This window comes from Rahnella sp. P4_A8 (assembly GCF_056402435.1).
Genome location: NZ_JBFUHK010000031.1, coordinates 1 through 23,524, shown reverse-complemented (window position 1 = coordinate 23,524; position 23,524 = coordinate 1). Strand labels below are relative to the sequence as shown.

Sequence of the window (23,524 nt, the reverse complement as noted above, 5' to 3'; positions counted from 1 at the left end):
ATAAAGTGTCCGATGCTGCCGTCGTGCCACGTCGTCAGAAAGATGAATGGCATATAACAGCCAGAGAGCACCCATGTGAGGAGCGAAGTGAGCAAAAACGCCTGATGATATGCAGATGATTACGTTGTTATGCAGGGAGTATCGAGCGACAGCGGGGGCTAAGGTAATCTTTTATAGCGTATAAAGGCAAGCCGGGATCCAAAAAGCAGAGTGTTTAACCAAATTAATGTTACAAGGCAGGTATATTCACTAAATACTGCGATAAACACACCATATGATATGTATGATTTTTGAACTAATGAAGCACAAGATATGCTCCGATAAGATTAAAAATGCGTGAAATCACCACTTTCAGGTTATTTCACGCACAGTTTACAGCATATTTACAAGGTCATCATTTGACCTCTTTCAGGGTTACCAGACGCGGGCAGCAATATCGACCACCAGTTTTAGTTTTTCCCACTGCTGCGCTTCGGTCAGGCTGTTGCCCTCTTCCGTTGACGCAAAGCCACATTGCGGGCTGAGGCAAATCTGGTTGATATCCAGATATTCCGCCGCCTCGGCCAGACGTGATTCCACGGTTTTTGCCAGTTCAAGCTCACCGGACTTGGTGGTGATCAATCCCAGAACCGCCTGCTGATGGCCTTTCTTAATGAAACGCAGCGGTTCGAAGCCACCGGAGCGCTCGTTGTCATATTCCAGGAAGAAGGCATCGATGTTCACGCCACCAAACAGGATCTCCGCGACAGGTTCATAGCCGCCTTCAGAAATCCAGGTGGAACGGAAGTTCCCGCGACAAACATGCAGACCAATCACCAGATCGTCAGGTTTACCTGCAATCGCTTTATTCAGCACGTCAGCGTAAGTACGTGCTAACTCTTCCGGAGAATCGCCACGTTCGCGGATCTGCTTCTTCTGATCTTCAGAACACAGATAAGCCCAGACGGTGTCATCGAGTTGCAGATAACGGCAACCGGCATCGTAAAACGCTTTAATCCCATCCCGGTAAACCTGCGCCAGATCGTCAAAATACGCTTTCAGATCCGGATACACTTCTTTGCTGATGGCGTTACGGCCACCGCGGAAATGCATCACACTCGGGCTTGGAATGGTCATTTTCGGCACAGCACTTCCGCTGATGCTTTTCAGGAAACGGAAATCTTCCAGCATCGGGTGCGAGCCGAAACCGAGCTTGCTGACCACTTTAATGCTGCGCGCTTTAGTCTGTACGCCGTTGAACTGGATCCCCTGCACCGCATCGTAACCTTCGACACCTTCCAGACCTTCGAAGAAATCGAAGTGCCACCAGGCCCGGCGGAATTCACCATCAGTGACCACTTGCAGACCCGCTTCGCGCTGCAAGTCCACCACGCGGCGAATTTCGGTGTCTTCCACGGCTCGCAGTTGCGCGGCATCAATCTCACCCGCCTGAAACTGCTTACGGGCTTCTTTAATCGCCGCCGGACGCAGGAAACTGCCAACGACGTCTGCACGGAATGGAGGGGTTGTACGTTGCATGAAGAACTCCTTAATAACATCCCGCCGGTGGCGAAATGCGAATGATTCACAAAGTAAATAATTACGCTGCGTTATATTTAGACATCTGGATGTCTAAACGTCTTTAAGAAGATACTGTCATGCAGGGTGTTAACGGGCAACAGAGGAATTTTCATGGGACATGAATAAAGTTCATGATCGCTTCATCATTTTTCATGATGCTGGACAATATTCGCCCCATTGCGATCTGTAGTAATAAATACTATAGTTTATTTTACCAGGGACGATGACATGAACTGTTTACGTATTTTTGTTACAGAGGATTTTCACGACTTCATGACCGCCAGCAAACTGTCGGAAAAGGATATCCTCAAGTCAGCACATGAACTGGCAAACGGACTTTTTGATGCGGATTTGTCCGGCAACGTTTACAAGAAGAGAATTGCACCGTCAGGGAGATCGAAGTCAGGGTTTGGCCGGGCAGTCATCGCTTTTCGTTTTGAAGATAAGATCTTTTATATCGACGGGTGGCTGAAAAATAGTGTCCGCAAGAAAGGCAATGAAATTCCCGACAAACTTCTGTCTTTATATAAAGCAATTGCTAAAGATTTGCTCAACTTCACAGAGCTTCAACTCGAAACAGAACTTCAAAATGGATTAATTAAAGAGGTGATTTCTAATGGTTGATGAACGTTTGCTAAAAATGCAGCGGATGGCTCAACGCTTCCATGATTCATCTGGCGTGGTAACCCAAACCACGATGCGTGAAATTAACAAAATAGTTGATGAAGCCGTTCAGGAGGAAAGACTGAAAGCCTTCGCAGAAAGCTCTGCTGAACGCATTCGCGCTTTGCGTGAAAAAGAAAAAATCAGTCAGGGCGTACTGGCAAGACTCATCAATATGTCCGCCAACAGCATTCAAAAATGGGAGCGGGATGAAACCAAACCCACCGGAGCGGCGCTGATCTTACTGATGCTAATTGAAGAAAAAGGTTTACAGATCATCTGCTAAAAGAAGCCACAGCTTGTTGCTGTGGCTTGATTTTTATCCCTTTACGCCGCTTTGGCTGGCCTGTTCCTGAGGAACAATCAACTTCGGCGCCAGCATAAACATAAACCGGGTACCGACGCCGACTTCACTCATGACTTCAAGTTTCGTGTGGTGATGGCTGAGCGCATGTTTGACGATTGCCAGTCCCAGTCCGCTGCCGCCGGTCTGACGTGAACGGGCTTTATCGACGCGGTAGAAACGTTCGGTCAGGCGCGGCAGGTGCTGCGGCGCAATGCCCGGTCCGTTGTCGCTGATCTGGAACTGTGCGCCATGCGGCGTTTGTTGCCAGCTGACTTCAATCCGTGTCCCCGCTGGCGTGTGGTTAACCGCGTTATACACCAGGTTCGACACCGCGCTGCGCAGTTGATCTTCATTACCAAAGACCTTCAGCTTGTCGTTTACGCGAAACACCACTTCATGCCTGCCGTTGCTTAACGTTTGCACTTCACGTTCGAGCATGCCGAGCATCACCGGAATATCGACTTTCTCGTGCAAATCAATATTCGCTGAGGCTTCGATTTTCGACAGCGTCAGCAGCTGCTTCACCAGCCCGTCCATGCGCCGCGTCTGTTCCTGCATGGTATCCAGCGCTTTAGTGCGGAAAGGCTCTTCCAGCTTGGCGTCTTCCATCATTTCCAGATACCCCTGCAATACCGTCAATGGGGTTCTCAGTTCATGACTGACGTTAGCGAAGAAGTTACGCCGTGCGCCTTCAAGCTGACGCATCTGGGTCACGTCGCGTGCCACCATCAGCAGTTGTCCTTCGGAATAAGGCATGACGCGAAACTCGACATAATGCTCATTATTGAGTTGTAAATTCAGCGCCCGGCTGAAATCGCGGGTCTGGATCCACAGCCGGAATTCCGGATAACGCAGCAGGTTGAAGATATGTTGCCCGTTATCTTCCGGCCAGCGGAAACCGAGCAAATCCTGCGCCAGTCCGTTACACCAGAAAATATTGCCATCTTCAGTGGTCAGCACCACGGCATCCGGCAGCGATTCGGCACCGCTGCGAAAACGTTTGATGAGCTGACCTAATTCCCGACGGCGACGCCGGTTGCGTATCTGCATCTGGTTCAGCCCGTAAAACAGCGGCTCCCAGCTCCAGCGCCCATTCGGTGGCGTAATGCTGCGGTCGAGCCACAGCCAGTGAGAGAGTTTAAGCTGGTTGTAATAATTCCAGCCCAGTGCCGCCATCAGCGACACCAGGAGGAGCCAGCCGAAATGGCCGACGAAGATACCGAGAATTAACGCTGGCAGGCAAAAGAGAAACAATTCACCCGCCAGTCGTTTCCATGACAAACGTTCTAGCACACAGATTCTCCGCTGTGAGGGCTCAATAACGCGTTGAAAAACGGTATCCGGTACCACGAACAGTCTGGATCATTCTGTCATGTCCACTGGTTTCCAGCGCCTTACGTAAACGACGAATATGCACGTCAACCGTGCGATCTTCCACATAAACGTTAGTGCCCCAGACGTTATTGAGCAACTGTTCGCGGCTGTATACACGTTCGGAATGGGTCATAAAGAAGTGTAATAACTTAAATTCGGTCGGCCCCATATCGAGCGCCTGCTCGTTGGCCATTACCCGGTGAGACGACGGATCCAGGCTTAAACCCTGCATGTCGATCACTTCTTCCACCGCCATTGGCGAGATGCGACGCATCACGGCTTTAATGCGGGCAACCAGTTCTTTCGGAGAAAACGGTTTAGTGATGTAATCATCGGCACCCACTTCAAGGCCGCGCACCCGATCTTCTTCTTCACCGCGTGCGGTCAGCATCATCACCGGAATTTCGCGGGTCAGTGCCTCACGTTTAAGATGCTTAATAAACTGAATACCGGAACCGCCAGGTAACATCCAGTCAAGCAGGATCAGTTCAGGGTAAGGTTCAACAAGCTGCCCAATCGCTGAATCAAAATCCTCAGCTTCTACGGCCTGATAGCCATTTTGTTCCAGTACAAAACACACCATTTCACGGATTGGAGCTTCGTCTTCAACCACCAATATACGTCTAGCCATCGTAGGTCCTGCCAATAGGTTAGCGATCTTTTATTTGATTGCGGGCGCCATTATGCGTCAGTTTTGTGACAGATTTATGAATGAAAAGAATGGTTCATTACAGTCAACTATGACAGATAATTTCCGGCCATCTTGCTGAAATTGGTCTGATTTATCGGGGACAGCTTCCCCTGCCGACGTTTATACTTTACCTCATTGTCGTCATCCAGGGTTCATACGGGAGTCTCATGCGCCTGATCCACACCTCAGACTGGCACCTCGGCCAGTACTTTTTCACTAAAAGCCGTGCAGCCGAACATCAGGCATTTTTGCGCTGGCTGACTGGTCAGGTGCAACAACATCAGGTCGACGCCGTGATTGTCGCGGGCGATATTTTCGACACGGGATCCCCACCCAGTTATGCCCGCGAATTGTATAACCGCTTCGTGGTGGAATTACAGCAAACCGGCTGCCAGCTGGTGGTGCTGGCTGGTAACCACGATTCTGTCGCCACGCTCAATGAATCGCGCGAGCTCCTTTCCTGCCTGAATACGCGGGTGATTGCCACCGTCGGTGAAAACCTTTCTGAACAGATTTTAGTGCTCAGTCAGCGTGACGGGAAACCCGGCGCGATACTGTGCGCTATCCCGTTTTTACGCCCGCGTGATCTGCTCGCCAGCCAGGCGGGACAGTCCGGCAGCGACAAGCAACTGGCATTGCAGGAAGCCATCGCCGCGCATTATGACGCGCTCTGGCAGGCTGCGCAGGCCAGACGTGACGAACTGGGCATGCCGCTGCCTATTATTGCGACCGGCCATCTGACGACTGTCGGTGTCAGTACCTCAGATTCCGTGCGCGACATCTATATAGGTACGCTCGATGCGTTTCCGGCGCAGGCCTTTCCGCCGGTCGATTATGTGGCACTGGGTCATATTCACCGTGCACAATGCGTCGCCAAAACCGAACATATCCGTTACAGCGGCTCGCCGATTGCCCTGAGTTTTGACGAACTGAGCAAAGCTAAAAGTGTGTACTTACTTGATTTTGATGGTGCGACGCTCAACGCCATCGACACACTGGAAATCCCGGTTTTCCAGCCGATGCAGATAATCAAAGGCTCGCTGGTGGAGATTGAACAACAACTGGCACAGTTCGAAGGCGGTGATCCGGCCAAACCGGTGTGGCTCGATATTGAAGTCTCCACCCAGGATTATCTCAGCGACATCCAGCGACGCATTCAGGCGCTGACGGAAGATCTGCCGGTAGAAGTCGTGCTGTTACGCCGCAGCAAAGAACAGCGCATCAACAGTATTGAGCAGCAGGAAAAAGAAACCCTCAGCGAACTGAGCGTCAGCGACGTGTTTGAACGACGACTGGCGCTGGAACCGGCCCCTGACGAGCCGCGTCAGGCTCGGATGCGCACGTTGTTTGCGCAGGTGGTTGAACAGGTTACCAACGGTCAGAACGCGGAGGATAGCGCACAATGAAAATTCTCAGCCTGCGTTTAAAAAACCTGAACTCGCTGGAAGGCGAATGGAAAATTGATTTCACCGCCGAGCCGTTTGCCAGCAACGGATTATTCGCCATCACCGGTCCGACCGGTGCGGGGAAAACCACCCTGCTCGATGCCATTTGTCTGGCGCTTTATCATCAGACGCCACGGCTGAACATTACACCAAGCCAGAATGAACTGATGACCCGCCACACCGCAGAATCGCTGGCCGAGGTGGAGTTTGAAGTCAAAGGTGTGGGTTACCGCGCTTTCTGGAGCCAGCGCCGCGCCAAAAATTCCCCTGACGGCAATCTGCAGGCACCGAAAGTCGAGCTGGCGTTACTGGCCGACGGCAAAATTCTGGCGGATAAAGTGCGCGATAAACTCGATGCCATCGCCACACTGACCGGGCTGGATTTCGGTCGTTTCACCAAATCCATGATGCTTTCACAGGGGCAGTTCGCCGCGTTTCTGAATGCCGATGCCAACGACCGCGCCGAATTGCTGGAAGAACTGACCGGCACCGAGATTTACGGTCTGCTTTCTCAACGCGTGTTTGAGCAACATAAAGAAGCGCGCATTGCGCTGGACGGTCTGCATCAGCGTATGGCCGGAATCGAACTGCTCAGCGAAGAACAGCGCCAGACGCTCGAATCACAACGTGCTGAACTGAACGCGCAGGAAATCAGCCTCAGTCAGCAGGCGCAGCAGCGCCAGCAGGATCTGAACTGGCTGCAACAGTGGCAGCAGGTGCAGCAAAAACAGCAGCAGTCTCAGCAACAACTGACCGCCGCAGAGCAGGAAAATCTGGCCGCCGCGCCGCAGTTACAGCAACTGGCGCGCAGCGAACCGGCAGAAAAACTGCGTCCGTTACTCAATGATCGCCAGCGCTGTCAGGATGACGCGCAGCGCCTTCAGCAATTACTGATACAACTGACGCAGCAGCAGGAGCAGCAGATTGCACAGATGACGCCGCTGAGTCTGGCGGTGGAACAGGCGCACACTGCGCGGCAGAAACAGGCGGAAGAACAGCGCCAGATGCAAACGCTGATCGAAGAAAAAATCCTGCCACTGGATAGCGAAATCGCGCAATGGCGCAAATCGCTGGTGGAAACACAACAGGCGGTCAGCGAGTCGCAGAAACAGGCTGGTGAACATAGCGCGACGCTGCAGCAAATCACGGCGGAACGTCAGAAACTGGATGAGGAAAGCCGCCAGCATCACACCCGTCAGGCCGCGCTGACTGAGGCCCTTAACGTCGCACAACAACGTCAGGCTGAACTGGAAAAACAGTACCCGCAGGTAGTGTTACAGAAACGTCAAACCGAACTCATGCAGCTCCGGCCGGTGCGGCAGCAGCTGTTTTCACTCGCGCAAATCTTCCCGCAACTGAACCAGCGCGTGCAGCAACAGCATAAAGATTTTGCGCAGTACCAGACGCTGCTGGCCGAAGAAGAACTGCGTCTGGGCGCGATCCGTCTGCAATGTCAGAAACAACTGGAACATCTGAACGACGTCAAGGCGCTGCATAAACAGGAAATGCTGATCGTCAGCCTTGAAGCCGAACGTGCGAATTTGCAAAGCGGCAAAGCCTGTCCGCTGTGCGGCTCAACATCACATCCGGCGATTGAACATTATCAGGAGGTTAAACCTTCTGAAACCGCGCAGCGCGTCGAGAAAATGCAACTGGAATTCGATGCAGCAAAAGCCAGCGGTATCGAACTGGCGGCGAAAATTAAAGGTCTGAAAGAGCAACAAACACGGCTGCAAACTCAGCTTGAGCAGGATCAGCAACAACTGAATGCGCATACCCTGAACTGGCAACAACTCAGTGCGCCGCTGAATCTGACGTTTACGCTGCATGATACCGCCGACATCACGCAATGGCTGACCGCCCGCGATGAGGAAGAGCAGCAGTCGCAGGCGCGGCTGAGCCAGCACGAACAGCTGGCGCGGGCCCTGCAACAGGCCAAAGATGCCCTGAACGACGCACTGAATGCACAGCAGAAAGTGCAGCAGCAAAGTGCCTTGCTGACAGAGCGCGTTACCCGGCTGGAAGAGATGCAGGCAAAATCTCAGCAAGACCTCGTGCGGTTGCAAAAGCAACTGGCGGAAGGTGAAAAATCCCTTTCTGAGCTGAATGCCCGACGCCTCGAACTGTTCGGAGAGCGTCAGGTTACTCAGGTTCGCGAGCACTTACATCAGCAACAACAGGCGACAGAACAAGCGCTGAGTGATGTCCAGACCGCGCTGCATAAGGCGCAGGAACAGCGCGACCAGTTGGCCGGTCAGTTGGCCAGTACGCAGCAGCAACAGTTACAGACCGCCGCACAACTGACGCTGGTGGAACAGGCGTGGCAGCAGGCATTGAGCGCCAGCGGATTTGCGGATGAAGCCGCAGTGAAACTGGCGCTGCTCGACGACGCGTTGCGCCAGCGGCTTCAGCAACGCAAAGAACATCTGCAACAACAACTGGCACAGGCGCAGGCATTACTGGCGGATGCCCGTCAGCAGCTCGAAAAACATCAGCTTGCCCGTCCTGCACATCTGAGTGAAACCGACAGTGATCTTAACGCCCTGACGGTGCAACAGGCCGAGCTGGCACAACAACTGAAAGTCCTGCAACAACGTCTGGGCGAAGTGAAAAATCAGCTGGAAAGCGACAAGCAACGCCACCATGGTCAGCAGACGCTGATTGCACAGATTGCGCAGGCGCAGCGGACCTGTGATGACTGGGGTTATCTCAACCAGATGATTGGTTCCAGCGACGGCGCGAAATTCCGTAAATTCGCGCAGGGTCTGACGCTCGATCATCTGGTGTATCTGGCCAACCGCCAGCTGGAAAAATTGCACGGACGTTATCTGTTGCAGCGCAAAACCAGCGATGCGCTGGAACTGCAAGTGGTCGATACCTGGCAGGCCGATGCCGTGCGCGATACCCGCACGCTATCCGGCGGCGAAAGCTTCCTGGTCAGCCTGGCACTGGCCCTGGCGCTGTCCGATCTGGTCAGCGATAAAACCCGTATCGACTCGCTGTTCCTCGACGAAGGTTTCGGTACGCTCGATGCCGACACGCTGGATACCGCGCTGGATGCGCTCGACAGCCTGAATGCCTCGGGTAAAACCATCGGCGTGATCAGCCATGTCGAGGCGATGAAAGACCGTATTCCGGTGCAGATCAAAGTCACCAAAGTGAACGGTCTGGGCGTCAGCCGCCTGAGCAGTGAATTTAAAGTCTGATCCCTCGCCACTGCCGGGCAGGTTGCTAGATAAATTGCTAGCCGCATGCCCTGCGGTGGATCCTTTTTGTGAAAGCGTGCACAAAAATCGCACCAGTTCAGTGCGCGCTTTTTCCTCAACCTGCTGAATTTACGTTTATTCCCGCTGCCGGAACGAACTGGCACGCCCTGTGCTTAACGTTATGTATACAAGTTGCAGTACAAGTTGCAACGTCCTCATAACCGCTTAGGGAACCGCCAATGAAAAACATCAAACCTGAAGTTGATAAAAAACGTCGCCAGCTGATGAAATGGCTCGCCATTACCGGCGGAGTGTCCACCCTTGGCGGAATGATCCCGACGTCAGTTTTTGCAGCCGACGACGATGAAATTCGTATTGGTTACTGGCCGATTGTCGGTGGTTTGCCGCTGTATGTGGCACTGGAACAGGGCTTTTTTAAACAAGCCGGGCTGAATGTGAAAGGCGTTAAATTCGCCAGTGCCCAGCAAATTGTCGAAGGGATGATCACCGGCAGGATCCACGGCTGCGCCAACGGCACGGCAACCGGCGCGCTGGGACTCGGGGCGATCACCTCACCGGGTCTGTTCAAAATTATCTGTTCTAACCCGTCAAACCATACGCTGGTGTTAGATGAATTTCTGGTGCCGCTCAACAGCCCGGCAAAAGCTATCAGTGACCTGAAAGGCAAGAAAATCGCCTGCGGTCCGGGGATCCAGAACGTCACGATGGCAAAAATTATTCTGGAGAAAAATGGCTTCACTAATCCGTCAGTCATTGAACTGCCGGTCGGACAACACGCGCCTGCTCTGGCCGCCGGGCAAATTGACGGCGTATATACGCTCGAACCGACCGGCACTGTCGGACGCATGAAAAACCTTTCGCGCACACTCGAAACCGGCGTTATTTCTAAATACGTGCTCGGCAACGCCGACGCCCCGTGGTTCGGCGGCGCAGCGGCACTGAACGCCAGTTTTATCGCCAGCAAGCCGGAAGAAACCAAAAAGTTTATTGCCGCTTATCAGAAAGCGGTGGAATTCATTGCGGCTCACCCTGATAAAGCGCGCGAAAACGTCGCCGGTTACACCAGCATTGAACCGGCGCTGGTCAAAGAAGTGCCGCTGCCGGGCTTCGTGATGTATCCCGATTTGAAAGGCGACAACCTGCAATGGTTCCAGAAGTTTTATGACGTCTTTACGGAAAGAAAAATCTTCAGCAAGCCGGTGGATGTCGCTTCGCTGATCTATCAGGGATAAGGAGAAACAGGATGACTTCACGCTGGTCTTCAAGGTTACTGCCGCTGGTCGGCCCGGTACTGCTGTTTTTATTCTGGCAACTGGCCGTCAGCGCAAAATGGCTGAATCCCGTGCTTCTGCCCTCGCCGGTCGAGACAATCGGCTACATGTTCCAGTCATTTTCCGACGCGTCCATGCGCACCGACATCGGCGCAACCCTTTACCGCACGCTGGTGTCTTTTGCCTTTGCCGCCGTAATTGGCGTGCCGCTGGGCGTAATTTTGGGCAGCAATGAAAAGGTTTACCGCAGCCTGGAATTTTTGATCGACTTCTTCCGCTCCACGCCGTCGTCTGCGCTGATCCCGCTGTTTATGCTGATTTTCGGGATTACTGACGCCAACAAAATCGCCATTGCTGCCTTTGCCGCCGTGCTGGTCATCCTGTTCAACAGCGCATACGGCGTGATGAATGCCAAAAAAACGCGCCTGATGGCCGCCAAAGTAATGGGAATTTCCCGCTGGCATATTTTCAAAGACATCATGCTGATGGAAAGCCTGGCACAAACCTTTGTCGGCCTGCGCACCGGCGTGTCGATCGCGCTGGTGATCGTGATCGTCGCCGAAATGTTTATCGGATCAGAAACCGGCCTCGGCCACCGGATCATCGATGCCCAGCAGGTGTTTAACATCAAAGATATGTACGCCTCGATCCTGATCACCGGCGCGCTGGGTTATCTGCTCAATCTGGCTTTTTTGCTGATCGAGAAAAAAACCGTCCACTGGAGTAGCAAAGCATGACGCACCCTCTCTCGCTGAACCCTGATTATAAAGGCCCGCAGTTGCCGCAATATGCCACGCGACCGGACACCCATGTGACGATCCGCGGGCTGAGCAAGGCGTTTGCCGGACAGCCGCTGTATACCGACCTGAATCTCGACTTACCGCGTGGAAAGATCGTGTCGATCTTCGGGCCGAACGGCTGCGGTAAATCGACCTTAATGAACATGATCGCCGGGCTGATCCCGGTAGATAAAGGCGACATTCTGTTCGACGGCAAAACGCTGGCGCAAACCACCATCGGCTATGTGTTTCAAAACTACCGCGACGCGCTGTTTCCGTGGATGAGCGCCCGCGCCAACATCGCCTATCCGCTGATACGCCACGGCATGAGCAAAGCGGATGTGAATGCGCGGGTCGAAGAACTGACGCAGATGTTTGATATCCGTTTCGACCTGAAACGCTATCCGTATGAGCTTTCCGGCGGACAACAGCAAACTGTGTGCATCATGCGGGCGCTGGCGACGCGTCCGGAAGTGATGTTCCTCGATGAGCCTTTCTCGGCGCTGGATTTCGAGATGACGCTGTTTAYCCGCGATAAATTACAGGAAGTGCAACTGGCGACCGGCGTCACTATGCTGATTGTTTCGCATGACCTGGAAGATGCGGTATTTCTGGCGGATGAGATTTTACTGCTGACGCGGCGGCCGACGCAGATTGCGGAAATCGTGCCGTTCGATCTGCCGCGCCCGCGAGGGTCGGAAATCATGAGCCACCCGGAATTTATCCGCGTGAAGGCGCACACGCTGGAAGTCTTTAAACGGGAGATGGCGCTTTAGCTGGCGGCAGTCTGCCGCCACTGACGCGGGCTGACGCCAAACCAGCGGCGGAAAGCCCGCGAAAAGGCACTGACTTCGGAATACCCTAGCAGCAACGCCATTTCGGAAATCGGCAGTTGTTGCTGTTGCAGATAATGCGTCGCCAGTTCGCAACGGACGTTATCCACCAGTTGGGTAAACGTCAGGTTCTGTTCGCGCAGGCGGCGTTGCAGCGAACTCGGCGACATACCCATTTTTTCGGCCACTTCATCAAGCACCGGCTCGCCGCGTAATAACGCCTGACGTACCCGCGATCGCACGCTGTCGGTGAGCGACTGCTGCGACGGCGCATCCGCATTCAGACGGCGGATCGCATCCTGCATGACCAGCAACAGCGTCTGATCCCGTTCCGGCATCGCCCGCTGTAAATCGCGTTTGACGATCAGCAGGGAATTGTACGGCTGATCGAAATACACCGGCGCATCAAATACTTTGCAGTGTTCATGCCATTGCTGCGGACGCGGATGCTCAAAATGCACCTCACGCGGCGCCCAGTTTTTCCCCAGCCCGTGACGCAATAAATTGAGGATCATCCCCAGCGTCAGTTCCGCATCCTGCCGTCTGCACAGAATGCTGCCGTGCCGCACCTGATAATCGAACCGGTAATGATCCCCCTTATCCACCAGCCGCGTCAGCGTATTGTGCTGATGAAAGGGAAAGGCATTCACTACGTTTTGCAGCGCGGTTTCTGCCGAAGAAGAACATAAACCGATGTAGCCAATCAGCCCTAATGACTGCGGTTTGAACTGTTTCCCGTAATGCAAACCGAAGTTATCACAACCTGACTGCGCCGCCGCTTCTTCCAGAACCTGACAGTAATTAGTCAGCCCGAGACTCAGCGTAGGTTGTTGCAGCAATTCAGGATTGATGTGGCAGATGCCTAGCACACGATCAACATCTGCCCCTTTGGCCTGAATAAAATCGCTCAGGCCGCTGGCGGCTGCGGCCAGCACCCCCCGGTGGCTGTCATTGCTGCGCGTCAGCGCGTTCAGCGCATTGCTGAAACCGGCTCCGGAAGCCGTTGAAGAAAGGCCTGTCTGCATCGTCTTTTACTCCCTTTATGTCGGCAATAAAAAGTGTCGGTGATAAAAGAGAATTGCAAGTTCCGTACCAGCACCTTGCTTCACATCTCCGGGTGATAAACCAATGCAATACAATGAGATAAATTTTCGGCAGTTTTGCCAGCCGCGCCTGCGCCCTGCTACGGCGCCCACTTTTCGTGCAGCTTCATCCGATCACAAAGGGATGATGCGCCTTCGCCAGATACTCACGGCACAGGCGCAGGCTCTCTTGTTCCCATTCATTGCCAAGGCTTTGCGCCATTTCCGTGGTGGCATGCGATCCGCGCCAGGCCAGCAACTGAATCCGCCGCTGAATAATCAGTGTCGGGATCACCGCCAGATCGGCATCGCTCACGTGACAAATACGTGCGTAACCTTCCAGCCAGTGGCGGACCCACGCCTGCGCCCGCGGATGATGTTCAACAAAACTGATCGCCGCCGCCGCATCATGCAGATACCAGCCCATACCGCAGTCATCAAAATCGATCACCCGGGTTTCACCTTTGTGCAACAGTAAATTCGTCAGGCGCAGATCGGCGTGGATCAGCCCGTAGCGCTGTGCACTCTTGCCGTAACTTTTCAGCACGCTGCCGGTGCGCGCCAGCGTCTCTTCAATCAGCGGGATCCCGGCCGCCGTCATGCCCGGCGCATCCTGCCAGCGGCCCCAGTGACCGTGCGGGCCGACCATGGTATCGCTGTCCCAGATAATACGGCGAAACCCGGCCGGATGCGGCCACTGACGGCTGTGCTGATGCAGGCGCGCAGTCACTTCCCCCAACTGAGCAAACGCCCGCGGATCCACATCCGTGGTTGGCATTTCGCCCTCAATCCAGCGAAAAATCACCACATTGCGGTTTTCAGTTTCGCTCACCGCGACAGTTTGCACAGCGGTACCATCCCGCCCTTTTACTGCCTCAGGCACCTGAATCTCGCTTTCACGCAGCGCATCCAGCCACGCCAGTTCACTCTCTATTTCATCCCGCTGGTGATAGCCCCCGCGGTGAACACGCAGTGCATAACGTTCGCCGTCGGGGCAGCGCAGTAAAAAAGTGGCATTTTCCGACCGGCAGATCAGCGAAAGATGCCCTTGCAGATCAGGGGAATAGCGGCGCAATGCTTCTGTTGCCAGCAGATTCAGGCTGGTGTCATCGAGCATGTCAGATTGTTTTGCAGTCATCAGGTTCCACTCCGTACCGGTTAAATCAAATCGATATTGCGGATAGCCAGAATGGAAGGGGCGCGTTTTCGTCGCTTGACTCAGGAACAGCAAATGTTGACCGCAAAACACGCGTGACGCGCTGACGGCGAAAAGTTGACTGCAACGCACAGCAGTCAGCGCGCTGAGGTCAAGTTTTACCGCTTTCCCCGGCGCATTATCAAATCACCTTCCGCCGTCATGGCATTTTTTTGCACACCGGCAGTGACGTTGAAACCGCCTGTCAGGAGATGACTCTCATGTTGAAAACCAATGCGTTTGATGCCGCCAGCAGCGGCAATATTTCAGCCGACAATCTGGCGATGATAGAACGCCGCCGTCGTTTGCTGGGCCCGGCTTACCAGTTGTTCTACAAGAATCCAGTGCATCTGGTGCGCGGCGAAGGCGTGTGGGTGTATGACGCTGATGGCCGCCGTTATCTCGACGTCTACAACAACGTGCCTTCCGTTGGCCATTGCCATCCTCATGTGCTGGAAGCGCTGGTGCGTCAGGCATCCACGCTGAACACGCACACCCGTTATCTGCATGAAAATGTCCTGAACTTCGCCGAAAAACTGGTGGGCACCATGCCCGCTGAGCTGAGCCAGGTAATGTTCACCTGCACGGGCAGCGAATCTAACGATCTGGCGCTGCGTATCGCCGAAGATTTTACCGGCGGCACCGGCGTTATCGTCACCGAATTCAGCTATCACGGCATGACCAAAGCGATTGCCGGGCTATCGGCCTCGATGGGGCCATACGTTAAAGTGAACGGTGATGCGCGGGTGATTCCGGCACCGGTTCACCACCCGGCTAACCCGGCTGAAGTTGGCAAGCGCTTTGCCAACGACATCCGTGCCGCACTGGCGGATATGGATCGCCATGGCATCAAACCGGCTGCCCTGATGATCGACACCTTCTTCACCAGCGACGGCGGTTTCTTCGATCCGGCCGGTTTTCTGAAAGAAGCCATCGACGTTATTCACGAAGCCGGGGCGTTGTATATCGCCGACGAAGTCCAGCCGGGCTATGGCCGTTCCGGCGAACATATGTGGGGCTTCCAGCGCCACGGCGTGTTGCCAGATATCGTGACGCTCGGCAAACCGATGGGTAACGGACACCCGATAGCGGGCATCACTATTCAGCCGCACATCCTGGAACGCTTCGGCAGTGAATCGAGTTATTTCAATACCTTCGGCGGCAATACCGTGTCTTCTGCGGTCGGGCTGGCGGTGCTGGAAGTTATCGAGCAGGAAAACCTGATTGCCAGTGTCGGGCTGGCGGGTAAAGCCATTCTTGACGGAATCACCGCACTCTCTCAACGCTTCCCGGCGATTGGCAGCGTACGTGGCGCAGGGCTGTTCGTCAGCGTCGATTTCGTCAACGAAAACGGCGGGCCGGATTCCGTTACCGCGCTGGCGGTGGTCAACGCACTGCGCGAAGAAGGCGTGCTGATTGGCGCCTCCGGCCCGCATGCCAACATTTTGAAGATCCGCCCGCCGCTGGTCTTTACCGCAGAACACAGCCAGATCCTGGTCAATGCGCTGGAAAACGTACTGAGCAAGATGTTCTGACTGAAGCGGGTTACAAACGGAAAGGGCGCAAAATCTGCGCCCTTGAAGTTGATAAACGGATAATGGCTTACAACGCGAAACGTGATTGCGGCCAAAGCCAGGCAGCGCCGCGTACGCCGCTCGAATCACCGTGTACGGCTTTGAGGATCGGCGTTTCACATTCCCCGCCAAACACCCATTGTTTAATCAGCAGCGGCACCGTCTGATACAAACGATCCACGTTACTCATGCCGCCCCCAAAAACAATCACGTCCGGGTCGAGGATATTCACCACGTTCGCCAGCGCCTTGGCCAGACGACGCTCATAACGCCCGAGCGCCTGTTCTGCAGTTTCATCGCCCTGCTCCACCAGCGCAATAATCTCTGCGCCTTTGAGCCGCTGACCGGACAAACGAAAATAGTCTTCTGCAAAACCGGTGCCGGAAACAAAGGTCTCGACGCAGCCTGATTTCCCGCAGTAACACGGGACTTCACGGGCAAACTGCATTTCTTCTTCATCCTGCCACGGCAGCGGGTTATGCCCCCATTCCCCCGCATTGCCGTTGCCGCCCGCATGCGCCGCACCGTGAAGCGCCACACCGGAACCGCAACCGGTACCGATTATCACGGCAAATACGGTGTGACGGCCCGCGCCCGCGCCGTCAGTGGCTTCTGACACCGCCAGGCAATTGGCATCGTTGGCAATATGTACTTCGCGTTTTAACAGCAGCGCCAGATCCTCATCCAGCTGTTGTCCGTTCAGCCAGACCGAGTTGGAATTTTTCACCTTACCGGTAAATGGCGACAAGGTGCCGGGGATCCCCAGCCCCACGCTGCCACGTTGACCTGTGGCTTTTTCGGCGTCCAGCACCAGCCCTTCAATCGCTTTGAGCGTACGTTCGTAGTCATTTCTCGGCGTATCGACCCGTTTGCGAAACAGCTCTTTACCTTCATCAGATAACGCAATGACTTCTATTTTTGTGCCGCCTAAATCAATGCCAATTCGCACGTGTTGCTCTCCTTTTACACTTTGCAGGGTCAGTTTTTTTGAGTTTATTCAGTTTAGAAGCCAGACGCGACTGTCACCAGAATAAGCTGTTATGCAATGTTACAGGGTGCGGCGATTTCTTAACGACGGCTGACGCTCAATTGGTTATCATGCCGCCCTGCATTCATTTATTCAGCGTACCACGAGTGCGCCGGGACAGGGATAACGCCATGTTATGGTTTAAAAATTTGTTAGTTTACCGTTTGAGCCGTGAAGTTTCGTTATCTGCTGACGAAATGGAAAAACAGCTCAGTGCTTTCACCTTTACCCCGTGCGGCAGCCAGGACATGTCGAAAACCGGCTGGGTCTCCCCGATGGGTTCCCACGGCGGCGATGCGCTGACGCATGTCAACGGTGGTCAGATCCTGATCTGCGCCCGTAAAGAAGAAAAAATCCTGCCTTCTCCGGTGATTAAACAGGAGTTACAGGCCAAAATTGAGCAGCTCGAAGGTGAACAACACCGCAAGCTGAAAAAGACTGAAAAAGATTCCCTGAAAGATGAAGTGTTGCACAGCCTGATGCCGCGCGCCTTCAGCCGGTTCAGCCAGACATTCATGTGGATTGATACCGTTAACGGCCTGATCATGGTTGACGCCGCCAGCGCCAAGAAAGCCGAAGACATGCTGGCGCTGCTGCGTAAAAGCCTCGGTTCGCTGCCAGTGGTGCCACTGACCATGGAAAGCCCGATCGAACTGACGCTGACCGAATGGGTGCGTTCCGGCGATACCCCCGCCGGTTTTACGCTGCAGGACGAAGCCGAGCTGAAAGCGATTCTGGAGGAAGGCGGCGTGATCCGCTGTAAGAAACAGGTGCTGGTCAGCGATGAAATCGCCACGCATATCGAGAACGGCAAACTGGTGACTAAGCTGGCGGTTGACTGGCAGGAACGTATCGCCGTGGTGCTGGCGGACGACGGCAGCATTAAGCGCCTGAAATTCAGCGACGTCATTCGTGATCAAAACGAAGATATCGACCGCGAAGACTTCGCTGGGCGTTTCGATGCAGATTTCGTGCTGATGACCGGTGAACTGGCAGCGCTGATCCAGAACCTGATCGAGGCATTAGGCGGCGAAGCGCAACGCTAAGACCGGATGCAAAACGTAAAAAAGGCGCTCATGAGCGCCTTTTCTGTGTCTGAAGAAGTTATTTAGTCAGATACTTACAGAGGTATGAGGTGGTTTCGCCGACCTGTAAGTTGAATTCACTTTTACCCGGAATGTAGAACGTCTCGCCTGGCTTAAATACCTGCCAGTCCGGTGATCCCGGGATCAACACTTTCAGTGAACCGCTGATCACCGTCATTTCTTCCGGCTTTGCAGTGCCGAAAGTATATTCACCGACGGCCATCACGCCAACACTGGCTGAACCCGTGCTTTCGCTGTCAAAACCAATCGACTTTACTTTCCCGTCAAAATACTCATTATTTTTCAACATAGATTGGCCCTTTGCGATAAATTTCAGAGCCTTCATATTAGGGGCAGAAAGCGCCTTCTGTCACTGATTATTACCGCTTTATCCGCACGAGACGACACCGCCCGCAAAGCGGTAGCGCTGATTTGATTTTACGGCCGCACAGTGCCATTGTGGGTAGCTGTTCGCCCCTCAGTCATACCTCAAACCACCAGTTCCGCCGCCAGTTTTGCCATCAGTACATTCGGTAACAGCACCGGAATATTCAGATATTTTTTCAGCACATCGAGGTGATGGCGGTTAAAACCGATGCAATCAAGCACCACGACTTCCGCACCCTGTTCAGCCAGATGCATCGCCGCGTCCGTCAGCGCCTGATCGTCAGAAAGATAAGGGCTGGCAACAGCAAAACAGGGCGCTTTGGCTAATTTTCGCCATTTGTTCGCCTGCTCAACCACCTGTGATTCAACCGGCACCACAATCCCCGCACGATGCTGACCGACTATTGAGGCGATCAACGGTGGAATAATGCGGTCAGGCTCCAGCAGCAGCGCATTGTTAGCATGCAGATGATGAAATTCGCCGGTGCAAAGCAGCAGAATGGTCATGCAACCCAGGGCTTCCAGTACGTCGATTTTTTCCTGTAATCCGCTTTCCACGCGGTGCGCAGCCATCGTAACCTGCGAACCATCCAGCAGGCGGGTGACCAGTACAGCGTCGCCCTCAGCAGCCGCATAACGCTGCTCTATTTGCTCCCTGCTTAACCCGTCGAGTAAGCCCACATGGGTGACTGACCCGGCCGGCAGATGTTCCATCAGCAGCGGCATAATGTCGCTGCGTGGTGCCTGTCCGATTGTTAACGTCGCAAGGGATGTCATCATCGTGTTACTTCCGGTTTTGCAGGTGACGCAAGCTTCCGTACAGCGACAACAGGAGTTGATATTCATCGGCATCAAAGAACTGACAAGTGCCGCGGCCAAACTCTTTCGCCACTTCAACAGCAAATTTTGCCGCCAGTGCGATATCCACTTCATGACTTGCCCCGGTGCCACAGCCCGGCACAACAGATTCCGCCGTAATAGCCACACCGACCACCGGCACGGTCGTCGCCGTTGACGGTTGCAGAATACTGTTCAGATGATGCACACCGTTGCCGTAAGGCGTGATGTCCTGCGTGGTAATCGGAAAAGTGACCGCCGGTTTGCCGCTGGTCATTTCCATGATGCGCAGCAAATCTTCAGAAACACGCAGGATGTAACCCTCTTTCACCGTCGGTGAAATGGCATAACCCTTGTGATTGATGATGCGGTTGCCTTTGGTGGTGTCGATAGACAGGATCGCGTCCACGCCGTCCACCACTTCGTTGTCGTTCATGGTCACGTCATCAATCGGCGAATCCATAAAATCGACCGGATCATGCGGACGGGTCGGTGCGTTCGGGCAAATGTGGGTGGTGATAATCACATCACCGTCGAGCACATCGCCCTTGCGCTGCATATCAGCCAGTTTAAGTGCGCTGGTGACAGCGGCAATCGCACCATCGCCATCAGAGACCAGACCGATACGCGTCGGACGCGCGCCAATCCCGCCCAGACGACCGATAATCCCAAGCGTGGGTGCCGTGCCACCACTGCTTTTACCCTGACTGCCCGGCACAGTGATACGCACAAAATCAGTGCCACCTTTCGGGCCGTCAGCGCGGTGTGTGCTGGCGGTAATCCCCGGATAACGGGCGAACAAGTCCACAATGTCCTGACCGCTGACGTGGGCGCTGTCAATCAGTTCGAATACCGTTAATGTCTGTTGCAAACTCATCACTCAGTCCTCTTAAAACATCGCGACCGGCGTATTTCACGCAGTAGCCAAAACGGTCGCGGGTGCTGTTCATCGTGGAACAGTCAGGTGTTTAATGCTGGCTGAACATCAGCCCTGGTGTTGGTGCGGTACTCACTACTTTTTGGCACTGAAGATCGACGTGAAGAAACTGTAAAGCGCGTCACCGGCAATAAAACCTGCCGCCAGCACTTCCATAGGCGTACGCCCTTTTTCACCCCAGATCCGGATAATGATAATGCGCAGCACGATGCCGCAGACCACGGCCCATCCGGCCATCACGCTGTTGATCAGCAAACCGGTCGCCAGCAGTACGCCAAGCTGGCGTTTCGGTCCGCCAATCAGCTGAATCAATGCGCCCGGAATCGCCCAGATCAGCAGGCTGTGTGCAATGCCCGGCTGAGCACCGGCCTGAATGGTTTTGGCATAAACCCGCGCCACCGGCGGCACTAAATCCTGGGCGAAGTAACCGTAATGGGCGTACCACACCACCGGAATGGCGATGACAAATGCCAGCAATGCGGCGAATAACTGGATGCGGCGGCCGTAAAGTTCAGCCTGCAAATCTTTGCCATAACCGCGCAAAATAAATCCGGCTTTCAGATCAAAACCCATATCAGCAAATGCCGGACCGGTAGCGGCGGTAAAGCCCGTCAGGACGCATAACGCCAGCGGTGGGAAACCAATCAGAATACCGATAATTAAGGTAATCAGCGCCACGGCAAAGGCAGGGAACCAGCCGGAGTGCATCGCGGCAATCCCGACAATCAGCTCGTGAAAGAAGGCGGCAAAGGCGGCGTAAATCACGAACGCAATCAGCATGCTGACTGACATTTCACTGTACAGGCCGCCCGCCAGCGCCAGCAGTGCCGCGATGGCGATATAACCGAATGCGCCCAGCCCGAGTGCTTTACGCACCTCTTTCGCCGGTTGGGTAAAGGTCGTTTTGGCGTCGGCATGTTTAGCACGCACCACCTGAATCACCTGCAGCAGCGACACCAGCCCCGCGCCGACCATCATGCCGTGAGGAATATACAGCGCGTTGAGGTCCAGCCCGGCGACCGGCTGCGCATAAGCGCGGATCAGCAAGCCAATACCAAACATGCTGAGCGCCCAGATATTGCCGATAAACGCCGTGCCGAAAGCCGCCATCGGGATTTTCAGCATCGCTCCAGCCACACCAACAACCACGCCCGCGACCAGCAGCCAGGCCTGACGCCCGCCGTTATCACCGGCTTTAATCGCTTCAGCCGCTGCAACACCGGGTGGCCACGCATTACTGGCCGGGAACACTTTGGTGTCGAACAGGCGATAAAGCAGGTAGGCATCGAGCAACATCGCTGCGGCCACACCGGTAAACATCGGCATGATCAGTTGCGGCTGGCCCATGACATAAGGAATAGCGATCGGCATCAGCAAACTGTTTGCCGCACCAAAGGTCGCAGATGAAATGACGGTTTGCGCCAGATTCTGCGTATGAACAGAACGGTAGCGGTAAAAAGCCTGCATCGGAATGCGTGCCAGTAACATGGCAAACAGCGCGCCTATAATCGAGGTATTTGGCGTAACGCCTAAAGTAGTAATCTGCTGGACACCGATGATTGCGCCTAAAACAGACAACAGAATCATCACGATGAGAGTGCCAATATCCTTTAGCGGATTCTCCTTATTATTCTTTGCAGGTTGATCTGACATAAGGCCCCTGGTGTTGAGCAAGTATTTCACATAGCAAATAATCCGGGTCCGTTATTCGTCATTATCCTGACGGCTGCTACATGGCCGTTTTAGATAAATGCCAATACTCATCACCCAATTTTTCGGCAATTTGCCGGGTTACGGCAATCAGCCCTTCTTTTATTCCTTCCGGAATTTCTTTCCCCTGCGCCGGCGAAGGGAAAGATAAACATAATCCAACGGTTTCATTACGGTGCTTATTAAAAATACTGGTGGCTAAGGTACTTATTCCCAGCAACGTTTCGTTGTTGGCAAATGACACCCCCGTCAGGCGGACATCGGCCAGCCTGGCTAACAAAACCTCCTTGCTCTCAGGCGAATTAGCAGAATTCGCCTGATATTTTCCGCTAAACCGCGCCAGAACCTGATCATCGGTATAGCGCGAAAGGATCGCGCGCCCGATAGCCGTTTCGTGAGCGGGCAAAAGGCTTCCGGCCGGAGTAACCACTTGCAGATACGTTCTGCCGGGAAACATGCGCATCACCATAATGTCGCGCCCTTCCAGCATCGAGATATAACCCGTGCATTGCGTCAGCTGACTGAGTTGCGTCATATACGGCGACGCTAAATCCACCAGCGGGGCCGACAAATAATGGCTGGAGACGGCCAGTAATAATTTTCCGATGCGGTACAGACGGCTGTCCGGGTCACGTTCCAGCAGCCCTTGCGTTTCCATCGTCATCAGCAGACGGGACACCGTACTTTTCGGTAATTTTAAATTTTCGACCACATCACTGAATGACAAACCGGGATGCCCCTGACTAATCCCCTGTTTTGAAAATAATTTCAGTACCGCAGCCGCATTTTCTAATGTGGTCATAAAGGAGTGAGTTCCGGTATATGGAACAAGGTTCCTGTTAAGTTAAATAAAAACTAAAGCTGATACGTGTCAGCGTCAAGTCGTTTATTTTTCACGCACAACACGTCAGGCAAATGAATATGCTTAAAGGAATTCTTAAATAGATGAAATTAAGAGTCAGGCAAGTTAAATGCCGAGTATTAATGAGGTGACGGATGTAAAACTCAGCAGATTATCGTGATTAAATATTGCGCAAAATATAAAGGGCGATGGAGGCTTCAATGAGGATGATGGTGATCGACAGGAGGGCAGGCATCACCTTGGCATGCTGATTAAAAAACGACATCAGGGACTTCATCATGGGTTCCATTGTTAGAGGTTAAAGTAATCACCTGAGTTATTATGTTACGCCCACATATACATCAGTACAATACTTAAGCATACGTGATCCCCCTCACATGACATGGCCCGTTTTGTTTACAGCGGATCCTGATTCAAGCTTGAGTCACAACGTGCTGACATAAAAAAACGAGCCACCCGGGCTAATGCCGATCGTTTAAGGATCAGTTGACCGATCCGGTGGCTCGTGTAAAAAGGGTTCATGCTCATCATGGACCCTTTTTAAATGGAACTTTCACAAGCTCTCGGTATTATCAATCTTACTGCCCCCGATGAAGTTCAAAGCCTCGCTGACCTCCTGTCTCCTGACCTCATTCAGCA

The 23,524-nt window shown here is 53.7% G+C and carries 20 protein-coding genes; 9 read left to right on the top strand and 11 right to left on the bottom strand.

The window, feature by feature from the left end; genetic code table 11:
* Positions 1–414: 414 nt before the first annotated feature.
* Positions 415–1,518 (bottom strand): cobalamin-independent methionine synthase II family protein, encoded by a 1,104-nt coding sequence (locus AC1DUO_RS15630; protein ID WP_119261896.1) that lies wholly within the window; start codon positions 1,516–1,518, stop codon positions 415–417.
* A gap of 270 nt (positions 1,519–1,788) precedes the next feature.
* Between AC1DUO_RS15630 and AC1DUO_RS15625 the strand changes: the two genes are divergently transcribed.
* Positions 1,789–2,184 carry a type II toxin-antitoxin system RelE/ParE family toxin gene (locus AC1DUO_RS15625; RefSeq protein ID WP_119261897.1) on the top strand — a complete coding sequence of 132 codons (396 nt, stop codon included), beginning with the start codon at positions 1,789–1,791 and terminating at the stop codon, positions 2,182–2,184.
* The gene (locus AC1DUO_RS15620; protein ID WP_013576680.1) at positions 2,177–2,509 is read left to right on the top strand and encodes a helix-turn-helix domain-containing protein; all 333 of its coding nucleotides are present in this window, start codon (positions 2,177–2,179) and stop codon (positions 2,507–2,509) included. The genes AC1DUO_RS15625 and AC1DUO_RS15620 overlap by 8 nt, the downstream gene beginning before the upstream one ends.
* A gap of 33 nt (positions 2,510–2,542) precedes the next feature.
* Here AC1DUO_RS15620 and phoR read toward each other — a convergent pair whose 3' ends face one another.
* A complete protein-coding gene (gene phoR, locus AC1DUO_RS15615) occupies positions 2,543–3,862 on the bottom strand; it encodes a phosphate regulon sensor histidine kinase PhoR (RefSeq protein ID WP_112151727.1) in 1,320 nt (439 codons plus the stop codon).
* Between the two features lie 22 nt (positions 3,863–3,884).
* Positions 3,885–4,574, bottom strand: coding sequence for a phosphate response regulator transcription factor PhoB (gene phoB / locus AC1DUO_RS15610; protein ID WP_013576682.1), 690 nt, complete (start codon positions 4,572–4,574; stop codon positions 3,885–3,887).
* 227 nt (positions 4,575–4,801) lie between these two features.
* On the opposite strand from phoB, the gene sbcD reads away from it, so the two are divergent.
* The 5 genes from sbcD to AC1DUO_RS15585 all read left to right on the top strand — a co-directional run bounded on the left by sbcD (position 4,802) and on the right by AC1DUO_RS15585 (position 12,132).
* On the top strand, positions 4,802–6,040 hold the full coding sequence (gene sbcD / locus AC1DUO_RS15605) for an exonuclease subunit SbcD (RefSeq protein ID WP_013576683.1): 1,239 nt from the start codon (positions 4,802–4,804) through the stop codon (positions 6,038–6,040).
* On the top strand, positions 6,037–9,285 hold the full coding sequence (gene sbcC / locus AC1DUO_RS15600) for an exonuclease subunit SbcC (RefSeq protein WP_119261898.1): 3,249 nt from the start codon (positions 6,037–6,039) through the stop codon (positions 9,283–9,285). The genes sbcD and sbcC overlap by 4 nt, the downstream gene beginning before the upstream one ends.
* Before the next feature lie 239 nt (positions 9,286–9,524).
* Positions 9,525–10,538: an ABC transporter substrate-binding protein gene (locus tag AC1DUO_RS15595; protein ID WP_037036793.1), complete on the top strand. Its 1,014-nt coding sequence runs from the start codon at positions 9,525–9,527 to the stop codon at positions 10,536–10,538.
* 11 nt (positions 10,539–10,549) lie between these two features.
* Positions 10,550–11,314: an ABC transporter permease gene (locus tag AC1DUO_RS15590; protein ID WP_037036792.1), complete on the top strand. Its 765-nt coding sequence runs from the start codon at positions 10,550–10,552 to the stop codon at positions 11,312–11,314.
* On the top strand, positions 11,311–12,132 hold the full coding sequence (locus AC1DUO_RS15585) for an ABC transporter ATP-binding protein (protein WP_477987891.1): 822 nt from the start codon (positions 11,311–11,313) through the stop codon (positions 12,130–12,132). The genes AC1DUO_RS15590 and AC1DUO_RS15585 overlap by 4 nt, the downstream gene beginning before the upstream one ends.
* On the opposite strand, the gene qhpR is transcribed toward AC1DUO_RS15585, so the two are convergent.
* Positions 12,129–13,214 carry an AraC-like transcriptional regulator QhpR gene (gene qhpR / locus AC1DUO_RS15580; RefSeq protein WP_119261899.1) on the bottom strand — a complete coding sequence of 362 codons (1,086 nt, stop codon included), beginning with the start codon at positions 13,212–13,214 and terminating at the stop codon, positions 12,129–12,131. The genes AC1DUO_RS15585 and qhpR overlap by 4 nt on opposite strands.
* Before the next feature lie 184 nt (positions 13,215–13,398).
* Entirely contained in the window at positions 13,399–14,409 is a 1,011-nt protein-coding gene (locus AC1DUO_RS15575) for a phosphotransferase enzyme family protein (protein ID WP_119261900.1), read from the bottom strand.
* Between the two features lie 278 nt (positions 14,410–14,687).
* On the opposite strand from AC1DUO_RS15575, the gene AC1DUO_RS15570 reads away from it, so the two are divergent.
* Positions 14,688–16,001 (top strand): aspartate aminotransferase family protein, encoded by a 1,314-nt coding sequence (locus tag AC1DUO_RS15570; RefSeq protein ID WP_119261901.1) that lies wholly within the window; start codon positions 14,688–14,690, stop codon positions 15,999–16,001.
* Positions 16,002–16,068: 67 nt separating this feature from the next.
* On the opposite strand, the gene mak is transcribed toward AC1DUO_RS15570, so the two are convergent.
* Entirely contained in the window at positions 16,069–16,989 is a 921-nt protein-coding gene (gene mak / locus AC1DUO_RS15565; RefSeq protein ID WP_013576686.1) for a fructokinase, read from the bottom strand.
* 209 nt (positions 16,990–17,198) lie between these two features.
* On the opposite strand from mak, the gene rdgC reads away from it, so the two are divergent.
* Positions 17,199–18,113, top strand: a complete 915-nt coding sequence (rdgC, locus tag AC1DUO_RS15560) for a recombination-associated protein RdgC (protein ID WP_112151734.1) — start codon at positions 17,199–17,201, stop codon at positions 18,111–18,113.
* Between the two features lie 58 nt (positions 18,114–18,171).
* Here rdgC and ppnP read toward each other — a convergent pair whose 3' ends face one another.
* The 5 genes from ppnP to AC1DUO_RS15535 all read right to left on the bottom strand — a co-directional run bounded on the left by ppnP (position 18,172) and on the right by AC1DUO_RS15535 (position 22,825).
* Entirely contained in the window at positions 18,172–18,462 is a 291-nt protein-coding gene (gene ppnP, locus AC1DUO_RS15555) for a pyrimidine/purine nucleoside phosphorylase (protein ID WP_013576688.1), read from the bottom strand.
* Positions 18,463–18,641: 179 nt separating this feature from the next.
* Positions 18,642–19,319 (bottom strand): AroM family protein, encoded by a 678-nt coding sequence (locus AC1DUO_RS15550; RefSeq protein WP_037036786.1) that lies wholly within the window; start codon positions 19,317–19,319, stop codon positions 18,642–18,644.
* A 4-nt stretch (positions 19,320–19,323) separates the two neighbouring features.
* On the bottom strand, positions 19,324–20,253 hold the full coding sequence (locus AC1DUO_RS15545) for a DUF1177 domain-containing protein (RefSeq protein ID WP_112151735.1): 930 nt from the start codon (positions 20,251–20,253) through the stop codon (positions 19,324–19,326).
* A gap of 135 nt (positions 20,254–20,388) precedes the next feature.
* Positions 20,389–21,966 carry an OPT/YSL family transporter gene (locus tag AC1DUO_RS15540; RefSeq protein ID WP_119261902.1) on the bottom strand — a complete coding sequence of 526 codons (1,578 nt, stop codon included), beginning with the start codon at positions 21,964–21,966 and terminating at the stop codon, positions 20,389–20,391.
* Between the two features lie 76 nt (positions 21,967–22,042).
* Positions 22,043–22,825 carry an IclR family transcriptional regulator gene (locus tag AC1DUO_RS15535; protein ID WP_037036780.1) on the bottom strand — a complete coding sequence of 261 codons (783 nt, stop codon included), beginning with the start codon at positions 22,823–22,825 and terminating at the stop codon, positions 22,043–22,045.
* Positions 22,826–23,524 lie beyond the last annotated feature (699 nt).

Coding starts and splice junctions, on each gene's coding strand:
- AC1DUO_RS15630 (WP_119261896.1), bottom strand. CDS start 1,518: ATGCAACGTACAACCCCTCCATTCCGTGCAGACGTCGTTGGCAGTTTC.
- AC1DUO_RS15625 (WP_119261897.1), top strand. CDS start 1,789: ATGAACTGTTTACGTATTTTTGTTACAGAGGATTTTCACGACTTCATG.
- AC1DUO_RS15620 (WP_013576680.1), top strand. CDS start 2,177: ATGGTTGATGAACGTTTGCTAAAAATGCAGCGGATGGCTCAACGCTTC.
- phoB (WP_013576682.1), bottom strand. CDS start 4,574: ATGGCTAGACGTATATTGGTGGTTGAAGACGAAGCTCCAATCCGTGAA.
- sbcD (WP_013576683.1), top strand. CDS start 4,802: ATGCGCCTGATCCACACCTCAGACTGGCACCTCGGCCAGTACTTTTTC.
- sbcC (WP_119261898.1), top strand. CDS start 6,037: ATGAAAATTCTCAGCCTGCGTTTAAAAAACCTGAACTCGCTGGAAGGC.
- AC1DUO_RS15595 (WP_037036793.1), top strand. CDS start 9,525: ATGAAAAACATCAAACCTGAAGTTGATAAAAAACGTCGCCAGCTGATG.
- AC1DUO_RS15590 (WP_037036792.1), top strand. CDS start 10,550: ATGACTTCACGCTGGTCTTCAAGGTTACTGCCGCTGGTCGGCCCGGTA.
- qhpR (WP_119261899.1), bottom strand. CDS start 13,214: ATGCAGACAGGCCTTTCTTCAACGGCTTCCGGAGCCGGTTTCAGCAAT.
- AC1DUO_RS15575 (WP_119261900.1), bottom strand. CDS start 14,409: ATGACTGCAAAACAATCTGACATGCTCGATGACACCAGCCTGAATCTG.
- AC1DUO_RS15570 (WP_119261901.1), top strand. CDS start 14,688: ATGTTGAAAACCAATGCGTTTGATGCCGCCAGCAGCGGCAATATTTCA.
- rdgC (WP_112151734.1), top strand. CDS start 17,199: ATGTTATGGTTTAAAAATTTGTTAGTTTACCGTTTGAGCCGTGAAGTT.
- ppnP (WP_013576688.1), bottom strand. CDS start 18,462: ATGTTGAAAAATAATGAGTATTTTGACGGGAAAGTAAAGTCGATTGGT.
- AC1DUO_RS15550 (WP_037036786.1), bottom strand. CDS start 19,319: ATGATGACATCCCTTGCGACGTTAACAATCGGACAGGCACCACGCAGC.
- AC1DUO_RS15545 (WP_112151735.1), bottom strand. CDS start 20,253: ATGAGTTTGCAACAGACATTAACGGTATTCGAACTGATTGACAGCGCC.
- AC1DUO_RS15540 (WP_119261902.1), bottom strand. CDS start 21,966: ATGTCAGATCAACCTGCAAAGAATAATAAGGAGAATCCGCTAAAGGAT.
- AC1DUO_RS15535 (WP_037036780.1), bottom strand. CDS start 22,825: ATGACCACATTAGAAAATGCGGCTGCGGTACTGAAATTATTTTCAAAA.